Source organism: Streptomyces sp. NRRL F-6676, from assembly GCF_000725625.1.
Lineage (GTDB): Bacteria > Actinomycetota > Actinomycetes > Streptomycetales > Streptomycetaceae > Streptomyces.
Genome location: NZ_JOHS01000032.1, coordinates 31,077 through 47,280, shown reverse-complemented (window position 1 = coordinate 47,280; position 16,204 = coordinate 31,077). Strand labels below are relative to the sequence as shown.

Sequence of the window (16,204 nt, the reverse complement as noted above, 5' to 3'; positions counted from 1 at the left end):
CACGGGCTCCGTACGGACGTGGACCGTCTGTCGGCGGTGCCGGGGTAGGGCGTGCGCATGCACTCGGGCAACGCGTGCACGACGGGCCTGCGCGGAAAACACCGATCCGGCCAGTTCGCGGCTTGTTCCAGTCTGAGTACGTCTACTCAGACTCCTTGATGCCGGATACGGGTGGGGACGGTGGTGACGGCACGCTAGCGTTCACTTCGTCCACACAACATCGCTGGAGAACAGGCATGTTCGGCCGGTGGTGGGTCCAGGAAGTCGGGGAGGGACCACACGCATGGCGTGGGAGGAGTGGGAGCAGCTCAAGGCTGCGGCGGCTGAACGGCAGTCCGCACACATGCAGCTCAATCAGTTGCCGGCCGACCGGGGTGCTACGAGCACGGGTCCGGCCTATGGGCCCCCGTCGGGCAGGTTGAGGTCGGACAAGGCTGCGTGGTCCAAGGCCGGGGAGGGGCTCGACGAGCTGCGGACCGACATGGGAAAGGCGTTGACGAAGCTAGAGGACGCCCAGACCGGCCTCGACAAGGGGCCCGCGTTTCTGACCGCCGCGGCGCAGCAGGGTGTGTACGACTCGTGGACGCGTCGAGTGAAGGACATCGACGCGTGGTGTGACGGGCTCGCCGGTGTGCTGGAGAAGACGGGCAACGACCAGCTGAGGACCGATGAGGCGATCAAGGCAGAGATTGCCGCGCTGAGTGTCGGCTCCCAGGCGGCGACTGCCGCTCAGGGCAACGGTCGGTGATCCGGCTTGGACCTGAAGGCGCTCAAGACGCTCAAGCCGGCCGAGTACGCGGAGGCCGCAGACGGATACCGTGCGGTGAGCGATGCAGCCGATGCAGCCGCGGAGCGCATTGGCAAGCAGATCACCAAAGCCATGGACGCGGCCAATGAAGGGAAGGCCGCTGATGCGGCGCAGAAGCAGCTGAAGAAGCTCGCGGAGAACTTCCACTACACCCAGGTCGAGTGCGGCCTGGTCAGCGGGTCACTCAATGGCTTCTCCGCCGAGATCGCCTCACCTCGGCGCCGGCTGATCGAAGCGTTGGACGATGCGGCGGCTCTGGGATACCCGGTCAGCCCGGCAGGAGACGTCACCTTTCCTGCAGGCGGCGAGAACAAAGCGACCGGAGACGAGATCCCCGGCGGCACGGCCGTCGGCAACAACGGCATGCTGGGCCCCGGCAACAGAGCCCTGTACGGCCCTGGCCCCAACGCACTGTACTCACCGGGCGCAGAAGCCGACGGCATCGACATCCACTACGGCAACCCGCACCACGCCAAGGCCCAGGACATCGCCGACCGCATCGCCCACGCCCTGCGCGAGGCCACGGACATCGACGAGCGGTACAGCGAGGCACTCGGCAAACTCAAGGCGGCGCCAGGGCTGAGCGTCAGCACGAAGACGTGGGCGGACGTGGCCTCCGACGTGGACGCTGTCAGCTCGGCCGCGCGCGAATACCTCCAGGACAGCGTCCCCTTCGACAAGTCCCCTGCCGACCGAAAAGAGTGGTGGGACACCCTCACCGACGAACAGCGCGAAGAATACAAGATCGCATTCCCTGAGACCATAGGAAGCCTGGACGGAATTCCGGCCGCAGTGCGCGATGAAGTGAACCGCGAGAATCTGCATGTACTCATCGCCAAACTCGAAGGGCAGCACGACGAAATTTCCAAGGCGCAACTGGAGGGCATGAAAGGAATTCAGGAGAAGCTGGCCGATCCCAGTCAACCACCCATGTTGCTGCTTGGCATCGGGGACGAAGGAAATGGTCGAGCAATCGTAAGCTACGGAAACCCGGACACTTCAAGGAACGTCTCCGCTTACGCTCCAGGACTAGGGATAGCGCTTGACGGCGACTTCGCGGACGACACGGTCCGGCGAGCATTTCAGACCGCAAAAGGTGCATACAAGTACGACCACTCCACCGCTTCCATAGTCTGGTTGGGTTATGACGCTCCCGGTTTCACCGAAGTGACGTCAACAACTCTCGCCGACAGGGGCGCTCCCGCATACCGAAGCTTCATGGAAGGCATACAGGCCACTAACGAGAACGCCGATCCGCACGTCACAGCCATTGGCCATTCCTATGGCTCCCTCTTGGTGGGAACGGCGGCGAGAGAGCAGGGCGGTATACCCGGAGTCGACGACATCGTACTCCTGGGCAGCCCCGGCACCGGTGCGCAGACCGCCGACGAACTCAACGTCGGGAAAGGTCATGTATTCGCCGCATCAGCCGGAAATGATCCAGTTTCCTGGCTCCCGGCCCCCAGCAGCCTTATCGGCCCCGCTCCTGCCATTGTCAACGCACTGGACGACGAACGATGGTTCGGCAGGGACCCCGTCAGCGACAGTTTTGGCGCCACGCGCATACAATCGGGCGACGGCCCACTGCCTCTTTGGCTCTCCGGTGAGGGCCCGACCCCGGCCCACTCGGGATACTTCGATTCCGACAGAAACCCGTCCGCTGCCAACAATATCGCCAAGATTGTCTCCGGCAGAGCAGATCTAGTCACGACAGAAGAGTCACGATGAAAAGGTTTCCCATCGGAGTGATCGGGATCTCACTCGCACTCCTCGCCGCCGCCGTCGGTTGCGGTGGTGGCCATGGGCGTTCGGAAGGCGCACGGAAGGATCCGAATGTGAACATGCAGGAGGCAGCGGACAAGGCTGACGCGCTTGTTTACGAAACCTTCTCGACGGTGAAGCCTCCCGTCGAGTGGACTCACGACGTGTCGGATCACGGCAGCTGTGGTGGAGAATCGACCGGGCTGGGGGACGTTACGCGCCGCGCGGTTGTCATGACAAAGGTTTCGAAGGAGAGGAGGGGCGCCCTGCTCGGCATCATCGAGCGTCATTGGAAGAAGAACGGACACAAGATTACCGACGTCAGCCCGAATATCGATTTCCCGGAAATCTACGCCGAGAGCGGTGACGGACTGCTCCGCATGAGCTTGGTGGTCGGCGGGGAGGGCCAGTTCTTCCTGGACGTCCAAACCTCCTGCGTCAAGGAGTCGAGCGTGGCCCCACCGGCGACGAAAGTGAACGGCCGCAGTTACTACGGTGAGGCGATTCCGAGGCCCAACATGGAAGACGCCTTCTGGTCGTCCAGTGAACCCCTCTCATCGACGTCTGCGAGTGGAGACCAGGCCGCCTTCTGAATGCCGACCTGCGCGCTCGGACCGACGACGAGCGGAAGTTCCCGTACTGCGCTGCGCGCCGAGTACGACCCAGGTGTGATGTGCGCTCATCCGGTGATACCGAGCTCGCGTAGGGCGTCGGTGGTGACGATCGCGCCGGTGATGTCGGCGATCAGGTCGAGGGCTGTGGTGAAGTGCACTGTCTCGTGCGGTTTGTGGCGTATCTCCCGCTGGGTGAGCATGACGTCCGGGTCGACCTGGTAGCCGCCGGGCAGGTGCAGTTGGAGGCCTTCGCTGTCGCGGGCGCCGCGCACGGTCTTGCCGTCAGCGGCCGGCTGTAGCACGGGCGGATCTCCGGCGATACCGGCCAGCGGGTCGCTGGTGTGGGCCTGGACGAAGACGCCGGCGGCGGCGTTCAGCCGGGCGAGCGCGCGGGTGAGGGTGGTGGTCACCGGCAGTTGGTCCGGGGTGCCGTCGGGGACTTCGAGGGCGGCGAGAGTGCCGGCGTCCTGGCCGCTTGCCCAGCGGATTACGCCGCGTACCGAGCGCGCCCCGCACAGCAGGGCACAGGCGACCAGGCCGAGCAGCATCGGCCAGGGATGGGTGACCAGGTGCGGCGTGCGTGGGTCGGGGACGGCACGGACCGCGTCCAGCGGTGAGGGGAGCATCTCAGGCGTGCACAACTCCTCAGCCTTGGGGCCGTTGCCCGACGAGTCGGCGCGATGTGGACAGGGTCGGGCAGGATGGCATACGGGCGCGGCCTTCACCATCATGCTGAGTGGTATCGACGTGATCATGGACGGTCGCGCCCTTCGACGTTCACCCGGCTCCCCAGTCCAAGATCGGAGCACGCATCGCACCTGGTCCCGGACGAGACAGAACGGGTGTCCTGCCGTATCTGCGAAGATTCGCCAACTTCCGGTTCGGGACCCCTCGTTGAGCAGCGTGGCGCCCAGAGCGAGAACGTCTTCCTGAGCCTGGTCCAGATCCTCGACCGCCAGGTCGAGGTGAAACTGTTGAGGGTGAGCGGAGTCCGGCCACTGTGGCGGCTGATAATCCTCCACGCGTTGGAAGGCCAGTACGAATGCGTTGTCGGCGTGCAGCGTCGCCCAGCCGTCGCCGAGCGACCACCGTGGATCCGGCCGGTTCACCACGCCGCCCAGAAGCGACTGGTAGAACCGGGACAGCACATCCACGTCGGCGCAGTCCAGCACTACGCACTGCAACTTGGCGACGACCATGCGAGGCAGCGTCTCACGACCTCGGGTCGCGATCTCCTGGCGGACCACACTGGTGGCGAACTCACTTCAGCTGATGTGGCGGCTGGCGCGGTCCTGGTGTGGTGCGGAGTTCGCACCAGACGGTTTTGCCGATGCCGCAGGGGCGGGGTTCTGTGCCCCAGTCGTCGGCGAGGGCGGCGACGAGGGGGAGGCCGCGGCCGGATTCGTCGTCCGGGGCGGGCTCCCGGAGGACTGGCAGTGTGTCGCTCGCGTCTGTCACGGAGAGGCGCAGCCGGTCCTCCGTCTCCACGCACCGGGCCCGGATTTCCCGGCCGGCCGGGGCCTTGGCGTGCCGGTAGGCGTTCGTCATTAGCTCGCTGAGCAGGAGTACGGCCGTCTCGGCGATGTCGTCGGGGATCTTCCAAAGCCTGGCCTGCTCGCGGAACAGTGTCCGGGCGCGGCCGACGCTGCGGGGGTGGCGGGGGAGTCGCCACTCGATGTCGTGGGGAAGTGCGGTGCTGCTGGGGGATTGAGGTGGGGTCGTCGCCACGGGGGTGGGTTCCTTGCGTGTGGTTTCCCGTCGTTCGGTGGGATCAGCGTGGCGGCCTGTGTTTACGCTCACGAGTAGCGATTCGGGTACGCAGCGTGGCTGTACCCGGGGTGGCGTGAGGGAGCGGGTGGTACGGGTGGCGACGGGGGAGTCTCAGCAGGCGCAGCAGAACTGGCGTTACTGCGGCGGTCAGATCAAGCTGTGGCGCGAGAGCGCGGGCGTGACGCGGCAGGGTCTGGCGGACGAGGCGGGCTAAGACTATGAGTACGTGAAGTCGATGAAGTGCGGCCGACGTCGGCCGCCGCTGCGGTTGCTGCAGATCGCGGGCCAGATGTGCCGGGCGGGCGGCAAGCTGACGGCCGCGCACGAGTTCATGAAGCCGGAACGGTTCCCGGAGCGTACGCAGCAGTACGTGCTGGTGGAGGCCGAGGCCATCACTCTGCATTCGTACGCGACCATGTTCATCCCTGGGCTGATGCAGACCAAGGAGTACGCCCACGAGCTGATCAGCAACAGTTGTCCTCCGTTGGACGGGAAGACGATCGAGGAGCGTGGCGAGGCCCGCCTGAAGCGGCAGGAAGCCTCGGTCAGGAAGCCCTTGGCGCACTTCAACTTTGTGATCCATGAGGCCGCTCTGCGATCGGTGGTCGGCGAACGTGCGCTCATGCGCAGGCAGCTGAGCCATCTGCTGGAGGTCGGAATGGCGCGCAACGTGTCCATCCAGGCGTTGCCGTTCGTCTGTGCTCCGCCTGTGGCACTGGGCGGCCCGCTCGTACTCATCGAGACCAAGGAGCATGAGCACTACGCCTACATTGAGGGGCAGGAAACGGGAGCTCTCTACGCGGATCCGGACAAGCTCAACGCCCTGACGCAACGCCATGGCATGATCCGTATGCAGGTGCTTAACCTCGAAGAGTCTGATCGGTTCATCAGGAAGGTGGCGGAGGAACTATGAGCCCCGAGCTCTCGTGGTTCAAGTCCAGCTACAGCGACGATCAGGGCGGCGAATGCCTCGAAGTCGCCTACCCCTGGCGCAAGTCGAGCCACAGCGACTCGTCTGGCAGCGCATGCCTCGAAGTCACCGCCTGCCCCCACACCGTTCAGGTCCGCGATTCCAAACTCGGGGCCCACAGCCCCCGCTTCGGCGTGCTCGAGAGCGCCTGGACCGCGTTCCTCGGGTATGTCTTGCACGACGGGGCTTGAGCCTCAACTCCCGCCGGTCCGTCCGGCTCTTGCTCAAGGCAATGCCGGGGCAGCCATCGTGGCCGGCACCTCCGGGCCAGGTCAACGAGGGACGTTGGCAGCGATGAAGCCGCAACTAGCCTGGCAGGCCTCGCTGGTTGTGGTGTTGCGAACGAGGAGGGCGACGCGCTCGCCCCCTGGGATGTTCTTTCCCATCCTTGTGGAAAGAGAAGAGAAGCGCGCGTTCAAGGCGGCGTTTATCTACGGGGGGCGGAATGTTCCGAAGTCGTTGGAGATTCCTGTTGGGGACCGCTGTGGTCGTCGGATTCTTTGCCGCATGTCGCGTCCTCCCTGGTCCGTTCAATATCGTTATACCTGTGTTGGTTGCTGTCAGGGTAGGTGGCGTCATCGGGGGCAGGCAGCGGAAAGGGTGAATCAGGGCGTTTTCGGTGACGGCGGCCCGCCAGGTCGGTTACAAAGCCGCAGGATCTCGGGGTGGTGCTGACCGTCGGGGCGGGCTCTTGCGCGTGACAGGTGTTGCTGTTCAAGGGAGCTTCGGCAGCAGCACTCAGTGGACCGAATGTGCTGGTGGAGACAGTCGATCACGAGTTGTACGCCATCGCCGATGGGCAGGAGGCGGGAACGCTGTACGGCAGTGGGAACAAACTCAGTACGCTCACGCAACACCATGGCATGATCCGTATGCAGGCGCTTAGTTAGTTAACGTTGAGGAATCGGCCCGGTTGGCCCGTCTGACGTTCGTGATTGGCTGGCGATCGCCGCATTTGGGGCGAAGGTGTTCCATGTGCTCAAAGGAGCCCTTCGATGCCTCTGGTCTCGCAGTGGGACGGTCTGACTCCCGTGTGAAAAGAGTGGATCAGTGAATGTCACGAGAACTGTCAAGCTCGGCAAATGGAGAGACCCTGCTGAGGAGGAAGGTGTCTATGGAGAAGCCGCCACGCCACTGGGGAATGTTGTACTGGTTCGGTCCGCGGCTGTGCGTTCCGACCCTGTCTCGGCAGCGGAACGGCACGAGCGCTGGACGCTCACGACTCCTGCCGGCCACATCATGGATATGCCTGATTTCGGAGCGCCGGGGGTTGTTTCTCGGAGGATTCTCAAGCGGGGCACCTTCGGATCGTTCAATGGCGGTCACTTCGAGATCGAGGTGACCTCTGCTCTGATCCGCTCGAGCAGGAATGTGGCAATGAAAGGGTTGAGTGTCGACTTCACCCCACACGGGCTCGGTGTGGAACTCTGTGAGGACGGAAGAAGGGTGGGGCTGAGGCGGTCAGGGATCTGGAGGCTGGAAGGTGCTTCCGTAGGTGCCACTCTCAGTGTTTGCCTTTTTGAATGGGCGGAGATGAGCTATTTTCTGCGCACTCCGCTCATCAGGGCGCTTTGAGGTGGCGTGTGGCGTGGAGGCTGCCGAGGAGGGTGAGCGCCTGGGCGCTGGGGGTGCCCGGGGCGGCGTGGTAGATCACCAGTTGCTGGCCCGGCGCACCGCGGACGTCGAAGGTCTGGTAGGTGAGGTCGAGGGGGCCGACGTCGGGGTGGAGAAGCTCCTTGCCGGCACGGGTCTTTCCGTGCACGGTGTGCGAGGACCACAGGGCGGCGAACTCCTCGCTCGCCTCGGTCAGGGAGCCGACGACGTCGTGCAGGCGCCGGTAGTCGGGGTCCAGGCCCGTGGCGTGGCGCAATCCGGCGACGACCGCCTCGGCGGCCCGTTGCCACTGGGTGAAGAAGCCGCGGGCGGCCGGGTCGACGAATGTCATGCGGGCCATGTTGTCCATGGCCTCGTACGGTGAGAACAGCGCGTCGGCCAGTGCGTTCGAGGCGAGGAAGTCGGTGGCCGGGTTCAGGACGAAGGCCGCGGCGTTCGAATGTGCGTCCAGTAGTTGGCGCAGCGCGGTACTCACCGTTTCCCTCGGCTGCGGCCGCTCACCGTCCGGGGCGGTGCCGGCCAGCCGGAACAGGTGCTCCCGCGCTTCGTCGTCCATCCGCAGCGCGCTGCTGATGGACTCGAGGATCTGCGGGGACGGGCTGCGCTCGCGGCCCTGTTCGAGGCGGGCGTAGTAGTCGCTGTTCATGCCGGCCAGGACGGCGACCTCCTCCCGCCGCAGCCCCGCCACCCGGCGGGCGCCGTAGGAGACGAGCCCGACGTCGTCGGGGCGCAGGCGGGCGCGGTGGGCGCGCAGGAAATCTCCGAGGTCGTTGCTGGTCATCCCTTCAGGCTAAGCCGCTCCCCCTCCGGGTGCCTGGGGGTGCCGTACCCAGGCACGACTCGTCCTGGCTCCCTTCCCCCGGGACGCCCAGGCTGGTGATCGGCAACCGGACACGAGAAGGAGCGCAAGCGCATGGTGAGGAATGAGCCGGGCCCGCCCGAAGAGGCCACCGAACGAAGGACCGGTGGCGTGGACGTGGACGTGGACGCGGTCGGGATGTGGGTGACGGCGGACGGACACATCCGGCAGGAGCTGCTGCCCGACGGTCGCTACGACGAGGCCCGCGGCAGCCGTCGCAGCGCCTACACCGGCCGCTACACGGTCACCGGCCACCACCTCGAGTACGTCGACGACACCGGGTTCACCGCCACAGGCGACATCCGCGACGGCGTGCTCTTCCACGAGCATCTCGTCCTGTACCGGGAGAGGGAGAGGGAGACCGAGACGGAGACCGGGACCGGGACTGAGAACGAAAGGGAGAACCACAAGGAGGAGCAGGCCTGATGCCCACCGCCAAGGTCTTCTTCATCACCGGCGTCAGCAGCGGTCTCGGCCGCGCCTTCGCCACGGGCGCCCTGGACGCCGGACACACCGTCGTCGGCACCGTCCGCAAGGACGCCGACGCGCGAGCGTTCACCGCTCTGCACCCCGAGCGTGCCCACGCCCGCCTTCTCGACGTCACCGACGACGAAGCGGTCCTCGCCGTGATCGGCGAGGTGGAGCAGTACGTGGGCCCCGTCGACGTGCTGATCGCGAACGCCGGGTACGGCCTGGAAGGCACCTTCGAGGAAACGTCCCTGGCCGATCTGCGCACTCAGTTCGACGTCAATGTCTTCGGCGCCGCCGCCACCGCGCACGCCGTTCTGCCGTTCATGCGCGCACGGCGCCGCGGACACATCCTGGCCGTCACCTCCATGGGCGGCCTGGCCTCCTTCCCCGGCGTCTCCGCCTACTGCGGCAGCAAGTACGCCCTGGAGGGCATCCTCGAAGCCATCGGCAAGGAGGTCTCCGGCTTCGGTATCCACGTCACCGCCGTCGAGCCGGGCTCCTTCCGCACCGACTGGGCGGGCCGCTCCATGGTCCGTGTGCCGCGTTCCATCCCCGACTACGACGAACTGTTCGAACCCATCCGCACCGCCCGGCGGACCGCCAGCGGCCGGCAGCTCGGCGACCCGGCCAAGGCGGCCGCCGCCCTCCTGCGCATCCTCGACGAACCGGACCCGCCGGCCCATCTCGTCCTCGGATCCGACGCCCTGCGCCTGGTACGGGCCGCACGCAAGGCGGTCGACCACGACCTCGACACCTGGGAAGACCTCACCCTCTCCACCGACCACACCTCCTGATCGTGACAAGCGGCCGATCGGTGCCGGGATGCCGGCCATTGCGAGCCGGCTATTGCAAGCAGTGCTGGACCTGGCTCAGCCGCGTACGGCGAGCACGAACATGTGCAACGTGAGCCACAGCCCGGCGCAGAGCATGCCCAGGCCGATGAGCGTCACCACGGCCATCACCGTCTGCTCGTAGCGGGACTGGTGGGCGACGGCGCGGCCGGGGTTGTTCGGGTCGTAGCTCAGTTCCAGTCGCTGTTCGCCCGGCGTGCCCCGGTAGTGGTGGGTTCCGCCGTCCAGGTCCGCGTAGCGGTAGATCCCCGCCTTGTCGGTGTAGTGGCTGAACTCGGCCAGCACCGTGATGCCGTGCCGGGGGAGGCGTAGCCCGTCGTACAGGCCGCGGCCCAGTAGCCCCACGATGAGCGTCCCCGTCACGACGAGAAGCTGTACGCACGGCATCAGGACGAGGTAGCCGGCGCCGCCGAGGGCTCCCGCCGTCACGTCGATCGCGGCGAAGAGGGCGATCGCGGCGTAGATGGCCAGGCGGGTGCGTGACCGGTGGCCGCCCGCGGCGGTGGCCGTCGTGACCAGGTCCGCGCCCTCGGGGCGGGGATCGTCCGGGCCACGCTCGGGCAGCCGGGCCCGGACAGCGGCGCGGAACGCGGCCACCGCGGCGGTCCCGGCGCCGTGCACCGTGTAGACCGTGGCGGGGCGGTCGGACCGCGCGGTGGTCAGGACGACCTCGACGGCGCGTTCCGTACCGCGCACGTCCTCGACGGCGTCGAGTGGGATCCGGACCACCCGCCCGCCGCCCTCCCACCGCACGTGATCCGAACCGCTCTCGAAACGGGCGGTGGCATCCCGCCCGCGCAGGACCAGCGAGGGCGCGGCTGAAGGTGTCGTCGTCACGCCCCCAAGACGGCCCCGCCGACCGAACGGTTGTAGCCCACAGTCGATTTCCGTCGCGGAGGTTGTACATTCCCGCGCCTCCGCGCACGCGTGGTCGGTGCCCGCATCGCACCACCCGCACGGGTGAGGGCCGCGGCCCTCAGCCCACCGCCGGCGCCGACGACCGGGCACCCGGCTCCGCCGACGGTCACTCCAGCTCCAGCGACAGGGACCCCGTTCCCGCCGCCGCCCGTACCACCCGCTCCCCGGCCGCCAGTGCCCACGGCGCCGTCGGGTCCGCGCAGGACGCGCGCAGCGTGTCGCCCTCGCGTACGACCGTGAACGGCACGCCGCCCGCCTCCACCGTCACCCGCGCCCCGTCCGCCAGTTCGTAGGCGTGCAGGGTGACGTCGTCCGCGTGGTCGTAGTCGGGGCGGTCCGCCACCGCGCCGACCGGGATCACCGACCCCGGGCGGGCCAGGAGCGGCACGCTCAGGAAGTCGTGCCGTTCCCGGACCCAGCGCGGGCCCGTGACCGTGCGGCCCGTCGTGTAGTGGGTCCAGGTGCCTTCGGGGACGTAGTACGAGACGTCGCCGGCGTCGTCGAAGACGGGGGCGACCAGCAGGTCGGGGCCCAGCATGTACTGGCGTTCGAGGTGCGCGCAGGCCGGGTCGTCGGGGAATTCCAGCACCATCGCGCGCATCATCGGCACCCCCTCCTCGTGCGCCGTGCGGGCGGCCTCGTGCAGGTACGGCATCAGGCGCAGCTTCTGCCGGGTGAAGTGGCGCAGGACGTCGACGGACTCCTCGTCGAACAGCCACGGCACCCGGTAGGAGGAGGAGCCGTGCAGGCGGCTGTGGGAGGAGAGGAGGCCGAAGGCGATCCACCGTTTGAACAGCGCGGGCGACGGCGTGCCCTCGAAGCCGCCGATGTCGTGGCTCCAGTAGCCGAAGCCGGTCAGGCCGAGGGAGAGTCCGCCGCGCAGCGATTCCGCCATCGACTCGTACGTGGACTCGCAGTCGCCGCCCCAGTGCACCGGGAACTGCTGGCTGCCGGCGGTGGCCGAGCGGGCGAAGACGACGGCCTCCTTCTCGCCGCGGTGCTTGCGCAGCACGTCGAAGACGGTCCGGTTGTAGAGGTGCGTGTAGTAGTTGTGCATGCGTTCCGGGTCGGAGCCGTCCGCCCACGCCACGTCCACCGGCACCCGCTCGCCGAAGTCGGTCTTGAAGCAGTCGACGCCCTGCGCGAGCAGCGCCTCCAGCTTGGCGGCGTACCACTCGCGGGCGGCGGGGCTGGTGAAGTCGACCAGGGCCATGCCCGGCTGCCACAGGTCCCACTGCCACACGCTGCCGTCGGGCCGTTTCAGCAGGTGGCCCAGGTCCCTGCCCTCCGCGAAGAGGGGGGAGCGCTGGGCGATGTAGGGGTTGATCCAGACGCAGATGCGCAGGCCCTTGTCCTTGAGCCGGCCCAGCATCGCCTCCGGGTCGGGGAAGACCCGGGGGTCCCACTCGAAGTCGCACCACTGGAACTCGCGCATCCAGAAGCAGTCGAAGTGGAAGACGGAGAGCGGGAGTTCGCGCTCCTTCATGCCGTCGATGAAGGAGGTGACGGTCGCCTCGTCGTAGGAGGTGGTGAAGGAGGTCGACAGCCACAGGCCGAAGGACCAGTCGGGCGGCAGCGCCGGGCGGCCGGTGAGGGCCGTGTACTTGCGCAGGATCTCCTTCGGGGTGGGGCCGTAGATGACGTAGTACGTCAGCTCCTGGCTCTCCGCGCTGAACTGGACCCGCGAGACCGCCTCCGAACCGACCTCGAAGGAGACCCGGCCGGGATGGTCGACGAAGACGCCGTAGCCGCCGTCGGTGAGGTAGAACGGGGCGTTCTTGTACGCCTGTTCGGTGGCGGTGCCGCCGTCCGCGTTCCACATGTCGACGACCTGGCCGTTCTTCACCAGCGGGCCGAACCGCTCGCCGAGGCCGTAGACGTGGGTGCCGACGCCCAGGCCCAGCTGTTCGCGCAGATAGTGGGCGCCGGTGGCGTCCCGCATGATGCCCATGCCCTTGGGGCCGCTGCTGGTGAGCACCCGGCCGTGGGCGAGGAAGTCCACGTGCCAGGGCGCGGTGCGGGCCACCTTGAGCGAGAGCGCGCCGGCGGTGAGCGTCGCGGAGTCGTCGTCGGAGGAGGTGTGGGCCACGAAGTCCTCGAAGTCCTCCCCGGCCAGCTCGAAGTCGGGGCCGTGCGACGGCGCGCCCTGGAAGTGGGTGAAGGTGACGCCGATGACGTCGGGCATCGGCGCGTGCGCGGTGATCGTCACGACCGGTCCCTTCAGCAGGTCGCCGCGGTGCCGGATGGGCTGGGTGGGTGCGTGGATCTCCAGCGTGCCGGGCCCGGCGGTCACATCGAGGACCTCGACCGGGTGGGCGGCGGTGACGCCTTCGCGCAACAGCCAGTAGCCGTCGGTGAACTTCACGCGGGGACCCCTTACTTGACGGCACCCACGGCGATGCCGCGGGTGAGGGTGCGTTGGAAGACGAGGAAGAAGACGAGGGCGGGGAGCACGCCGAGGAGGGCGGCCGCGTTGGTCATCGTCGCGTCCATCAGGTGCTGGCCCTGGAGGACGCCGAGCGCCACCGACACCGTCTGGTTGTCGTTGGAGATCAGCATGACCAGGGGGAGCAGGAACTCGTTCCAGGTCCAGATGAAGAAGAAGACCAGCAGCACGCCGAGGGTGGGCCGGCTCACCGGCACCACGATCCGCCACAGCACCTGCCAGGCGTTGGCCCCGTCGATGCGGGCCGCCTCGATGATCTCGCGGGGGAAGGTGCCGAGGACGGAGGAGAGCAGATACGTGCCGAACGCGGCCTGGATCACCGTGAAGACGATGATCACGCTGAGCCGGGTGTCGTACAGCCCGGCCTGCTTGCTCAGGTAGTACACCGGGTAGACCAGCGCCTCCTGCGGCAGCACGTTGGCCAGCACGAAGAACGCCAGCACCCAGGTGCGGCCGCGGATCCGGCCGATCCCGATGGCGTACGCGTTGAGGATGGAGAGGATCACGGCGAGGACGGCCACCGAGCCGCTGATCAGGACGGAGTTCCACAGCTTCTGGCCGTAGTCGACGCGGTCCCAGAAGTCCTTCAGCCCGTCGAGGTAGAAACCGTGAGGCAGGCTGAGCGGGCCGTTCTGCGCGTACTCGGTGGGCGACTTCAGCGCGTTGACGGTGACGATGAGGAAGGGCACGACCATGAAGAGCGCGCCGATGCACAGCGCTACCAGGACGGGGTAGCGGGCGACGACGGAGCGGGAGGTGCGACCTGGGGCACGCTTGCCCACGTGGGTGTCGACGGCGGTCATGCGGCGCCTCCTTCCTCGGCGTCCTCGGCGCGGGTCTGGAGTTTCAGCCCGACCAGGGACAGCAGCAGGATGATCACGGTGAGCACGGTGGAGATCGCCGCGCCGTAGCCCACCTGGGTCTTCTCGAAGAAGGTGGTGAAGGAGAAGTACGAGGGCACGTCGGTCGCGCCGCCCGGGCCGCCCTTGGTGAGCACGTAGACCGCGCCGAACACCTTGAGCGCGGCGATCGTGCACCAGGTCAGCACGACGTAGATCTCCGGACGGATCTGCGGCAGCGTGATGTGCCAGAAGCGGCGCCACCAGCCGGCGCCGTCCAGCTCGGCCGCCTCGTAGAGCTGCGGGTCGACGCGCTGGAGTCCGGCCATGAAGACGACGAGCGGGAAGCCGATCTGCACCCACACCATCACGCCCATCACGCTGTACAGCGCGATGTCCGGGTCGCCGAGCCAGTCCTGCTGCCAGGAGCCGAGCCCGACGGCCTTCAGCAGCTCGTTGAGCGAGCCGTTCTCGGGCGCGAGGATCCAGCTCCAGACGATGCCGGCGACGGCGATCGGCAGCACCTGCGGGAGATAGAAGCAGGCGCGCAGTACGGCCGCGATCTTCGGGCCGAAGTGCTTGCCGACGAAGTCGAACAGCGCGGCGGCGAGCACCAGTCCGACGACCGTCGGGACGGCGGCCATCGCGACCACCATGAACAGGCTGTGCCGGAACGACGCCCAGAACTCGGCGTCGTCCAGCAGCTCGCGGTAGTTGGCGAGCCCGGTCCACTTCGGGCTGCCCACCCCCGACCACTCGGTGAAGCTCACGCCGGTGTTCATCAGGAACGGTCCGACGATCACGACGGCGAAGGCAAGCACGCCGGGGAGGAGGAAGAGGGGGTACGGATTACGGGGGCGGCGGGGGCGCGGGGGGCCGGCGGGGGCGCGCTTGCCGAGGGCGCGCCCGCCGCGGTCGACGGTGAGCGTCATTTCTTCGGCGCGCCCTTGTCGTACGCGCTCTGGAGATTGCCGAGGAACGCGTCGGGCTTCTCGCTGCCGGTGATCAGCTTCTGCGTCTCGGAGACGAGCACGTCGTAGAAGCCGGCGACCGGCCAGTCGGGATAGAAGGCGAGGCCGTCACGGTCGGAGACGGTGGTGAAGTCGCCGATGAGGGCCTTGGCCCTGGGCTCGGTGATCGCGTCGCTGTCCGCGGCGACGGGGATGCCGCCGCTGTTGCCCAGCAGGTTCTGGATCTTCTTCGACATGGTGATGTCGATGAAGTCGTACGCCAGTTCCTTGTTCTTGGCACCCTTGGGGACCACCCACAGGTTGCCGCTGGAGCCGAGGGTCAGCTTGGAGCCGGGCCACAGGGCGGTGTCCCAGTCGAACTTGTTCTCCGACGCGAAGCGGCCGTACCACCAGCTGCCGCTGAAGAAGACCGGCGACTTGCCCTGGATGAAGGAGAGCCCGGCGTCCTCGGCCTTGGTGCTGCTGGACTTGTCGCTGATGTACCCCTTCTTCACCCAGTCGGCGAAGGTGTTGGCGGCGTACGTCCAGGCGGCGTCGTGGAAGTCGACCTTGCCCTTGTAGAGCTGGTAGCCGTCGACCCAGGAGCGGTCGGCCTTGGAGAGGGCGAGCTGGTAGAGGTACTGCTGGGCGGGGTACTCGGCGCCGCCGTTGGCGAGCGGGGTGACGCCCTTCTTGACGAAGGCGTCCAGCGCGGCGGTGAGGTCGTCGAAGGTCTTGGGCTCGGCGACGCCGTACTTCTTGAACAGGTCCTTGTTGAAGTAGACCATCGCGTACTCGGCGTAGTTGGGGACGCCGTACCAGTTGCCCGAGCCCATGACGCCGCTCGCGTCGTAGCGGGCGGTGGTGGCGACGCCGGTGCTCAGCTTCTTGTCCCAGCCGTGCTTCGTGACCTCGGAGGTGAGGTCGGTCAGCAGGCCCTGCTTGGAGAGCAGTCCGGCGGTGGCGTTGCCCTTGTTGTACTCCATGACGTCGGGGGCGTCGTTCGAGTTGAGGACCATGGGGGCGGTCTTCTGGATCTGTTCGAAGCCCTTCTCCTCGAACTCGACCTTCACGCCCGGGTGTTTCGCCTTGAACTCCTTGATCGCCTCGTTCCAGGCGATGCCCATGGCGCTGTCCGCGGTCTCGTAGTGCCAGAGCTTGAGCGTCTTGCCGTCCCCGGACCCGCCGTCCGAGTCGCCGCCGCAGGCGGTGAGCAGCAGGGCTCCGCTGAGCAACGCGGCCGCGGTCGCGACCAGACGCCTTCGTGCCGTCAACATCCCGTGCCTCCTGGGGTCCTGGGGGAGTCGGAAGTGGGGGGTGGAGTGGACTTCGT

Annotated in this window: 16 protein-coding genes and 1 pseudogene; 8 read left to right on the top strand and 9 right to left on the bottom strand. The window is 67.3% G+C overall.

Annotated features, from left to right (window positions below; translation table 11 throughout):
* The first annotated feature begins 283 nt into the window (after window positions 1-283).
* The 3 genes from IO29_RS20265 (at window position 284) to IO29_RS20255 (ending at window position 3,162) form a co-directional block, all read left to right on the top strand.
* Window positions 284-748, top strand: a complete 465-nt coding sequence (locus tag IO29_RS20265) for a hypothetical protein (RefSeq protein ID WP_030380503.1) — start codon at window positions 284-286, stop codon at window positions 746-748.
* A gap of 6 nt (window positions 749-754) precedes the next feature.
* Entirely contained in the window at window positions 755-2,536 is a 1,782-nt protein-coding gene (locus IO29_RS20260) for an alpha/beta hydrolase (RefSeq protein WP_030380502.1), read from the top strand.
* Between the two features lie 107 nt (window positions 2,537-2,643).
* Entirely contained in the window at window positions 2,644-3,162 is a 519-nt protein-coding gene (locus tag IO29_RS20255; protein ID WP_030380501.1) for a hypothetical protein, read from the top strand.
* An 86-nt stretch (window positions 3,163-3,248) separates the two neighbouring features.
* Here IO29_RS20255 and IO29_RS39545 read toward each other — a convergent pair whose 3' ends face one another.
* The 3 genes and pseudogenes from IO29_RS39545 to IO29_RS20245 form a co-directional block, all read right to left on the bottom strand.
* Window positions 3,249-3,809, bottom strand: a complete 561-nt coding sequence (locus tag IO29_RS39545; protein WP_030380500.1) for a transposase family protein — start codon at window positions 3,807-3,809, stop codon at window positions 3,249-3,251.
* Window positions 3,810-4,004: 195 nt separating this feature from the next.
* Window positions 4,005-4,382: pseudogene (locus tag IO29_RS39540) on the bottom strand (VOC family protein); the annotation flags it as partial.
* 61 nt (window positions 4,383-4,443) lie between these two features.
* A complete protein-coding gene (locus IO29_RS20245; RefSeq protein ID WP_106969846.1) occupies window positions 4,444-4,911 on the bottom strand; it encodes an ATP-binding protein in 468 nt (155 codons plus the stop codon).
* 115 nt (window positions 4,912-5,026) lie between these two features.
* Between IO29_RS20245 and IO29_RS39535 the strand changes: the two genes are divergently transcribed.
* Genes IO29_RS39535 through IO29_RS20235 form a run of 3 tightly spaced genes read left to right on the top strand, consistent with a single transcriptional unit; the run spans window position 5,027 to window position 6,114 of the window.
* A complete protein-coding gene (locus tag IO29_RS39535) occupies window positions 5,027-5,167 on the top strand; it encodes a hypothetical protein (RefSeq protein WP_234307550.1) in 141 nt (46 codons plus the stop codon).
* Window positions 5,168-5,188: 21 nt separating this feature from the next.
* Window positions 5,189-5,866: a DUF5753 domain-containing protein gene (locus IO29_RS20240; protein WP_234307556.1), complete on the top strand. Its 678-nt coding sequence runs from the start codon at window positions 5,189-5,191 to the stop codon at window positions 5,864-5,866.
* Entirely contained in the window at window positions 5,863-6,114 is a 252-nt protein-coding gene (locus tag IO29_RS20235) for a DUF397 domain-containing protein (protein WP_030380498.1), read from the top strand. The genes IO29_RS20240 and IO29_RS20235 overlap by 4 nt, the downstream gene beginning before the upstream one ends.
* 1,370 nt (window positions 6,115-7,484) lie before the next feature.
* Here IO29_RS20235 and IO29_RS20230 read toward each other — a convergent pair.
* Entirely contained in the window at window positions 7,485-8,318 is an 834-nt protein-coding gene (locus IO29_RS20230) for a helix-turn-helix transcriptional regulator (protein WP_030380497.1), read from the bottom strand.
* Between the two features lie 216 nt (window positions 8,319-8,534).
* On the opposite strand from IO29_RS20230, the gene IO29_RS20225 reads away from it, so the two are divergent.
* Window positions 8,535-8,822, top strand: coding sequence for an Atu4866 domain-containing protein (locus tag IO29_RS20225; protein ID WP_051707744.1), 288 nt, complete (start codon window positions 8,535-8,537; stop codon window positions 8,820-8,822).
* Window positions 8,822-9,661: an oxidoreductase gene (locus IO29_RS20220; RefSeq protein ID WP_030380495.1), complete on the top strand. Its 840-nt coding sequence runs from the start codon at window positions 8,822-8,824 to the stop codon at window positions 9,659-9,661. Before IO29_RS20225 ends, IO29_RS20220 begins: the two co-directional genes overlap by 1 nt.
* A gap of 75 nt (window positions 9,662-9,736) precedes the next feature.
* Here the strand turns inward: IO29_RS20220 and IO29_RS20215 are convergent, their stop codons facing one another.
* The 5 genes from IO29_RS20215 to IO29_RS20195 all read right to left on the bottom strand — a co-directional run bounded on the left by IO29_RS20215 (window position 9,737) and on the right by IO29_RS20195 (window position 16,148).
* The gene (locus IO29_RS20215) at window positions 9,737-10,555 is read right to left on the bottom strand and encodes a hypothetical protein (RefSeq protein ID WP_030380494.1); all 819 of its coding nucleotides are present in this window, start codon (window positions 10,553-10,555) and stop codon (window positions 9,737-9,739) included.
* 187 nt (window positions 10,556-10,742) lie between these two features.
* A complete protein-coding gene (gene yicI, locus IO29_RS20210) occupies window positions 10,743-13,001 on the bottom strand; it encodes an alpha-xylosidase (protein ID WP_030380493.1) in 2,259 nt (752 codons plus the stop codon).
* Window positions 13,002-13,012: 11 nt separating this feature from the next.
* On the bottom strand, window positions 13,013-13,885 hold the full coding sequence (locus tag IO29_RS20205; RefSeq protein WP_051707741.1) for a carbohydrate ABC transporter permease: 873 nt from the start codon (window positions 13,883-13,885) through the stop codon (window positions 13,013-13,015).
* Entirely contained in the window at window positions 13,882-14,853 is a 972-nt protein-coding gene (locus tag IO29_RS20200; RefSeq protein WP_030993978.1) for a carbohydrate ABC transporter permease, read from the bottom strand. Before IO29_RS20200 ends, IO29_RS20205 begins: the two co-directional genes overlap by 4 nt.
* Window positions 14,850-16,148, bottom strand: coding sequence for an extracellular solute-binding protein (locus IO29_RS20195; RefSeq protein WP_030380490.1), 1,299 nt, complete (start codon window positions 16,146-16,148; stop codon window positions 14,850-14,852). Before IO29_RS20195 ends, IO29_RS20200 begins: the two co-directional genes overlap by 4 nt.
* Window positions 16,149-16,204 lie beyond the last annotated feature (56 nt).

Coding starts and splice junctions, on each gene's coding strand:
- IO29_RS20225 (WP_051707744.1), top strand. CDS start 8,535: ATGTGGGTGACGGCGGACGGACACATCCGGCAGGAGCTGCTGCCCGAC.
- IO29_RS20265 (WP_030380503.1), top strand. CDS start 284: ATGGCGTGGGAGGAGTGGGAGCAGCTCAAGGCTGCGGCGGCTGAACGG.
- IO29_RS20240 (WP_234307556.1), top strand. CDS start 5,189: ATGAAGTGCGGCCGACGTCGGCCGCCGCTGCGGTTGCTGCAGATCGCG.
- IO29_RS20220 (WP_030380495.1), top strand. CDS start 8,822: ATGCCCACCGCCAAGGTCTTCTTCATCACCGGCGTCAGCAGCGGTCTC.
- IO29_RS39545 (WP_030380500.1), bottom strand. CDS start 3,809: ATGCTCCCCTCACCGCTGGACGCGGTCCGTGCCGTCCCCGACCCACGC.
- IO29_RS20230 (WP_030380497.1), bottom strand. CDS start 8,318: ATGACCAGCAACGACCTCGGAGATTTCCTGCGCGCCCACCGCGCCCGC.
- IO29_RS20195 (WP_030380490.1), bottom strand. CDS start 16,148: ATGTTGACGGCACGAAGGCGTCTGGTCGCGACCGCGGCCGCGTTGCTC.
- IO29_RS20205 (WP_051707741.1), bottom strand. CDS start 13,885: ATGACCGCCGTCGACACCCACGTGGGCAAGCGTGCCCCAGGTCGCACC.
- IO29_RS20200 (WP_030993978.1), bottom strand. CDS start 14,853: ATGACGCTCACCGTCGACCGCGGCGGGCGCGCCCTCGGCAAGCGCGCC.
- IO29_RS20235 (WP_030380498.1), top strand. CDS start 5,863: ATGAGCCCCGAGCTCTCGTGGTTCAAGTCCAGCTACAGCGACGATCAG.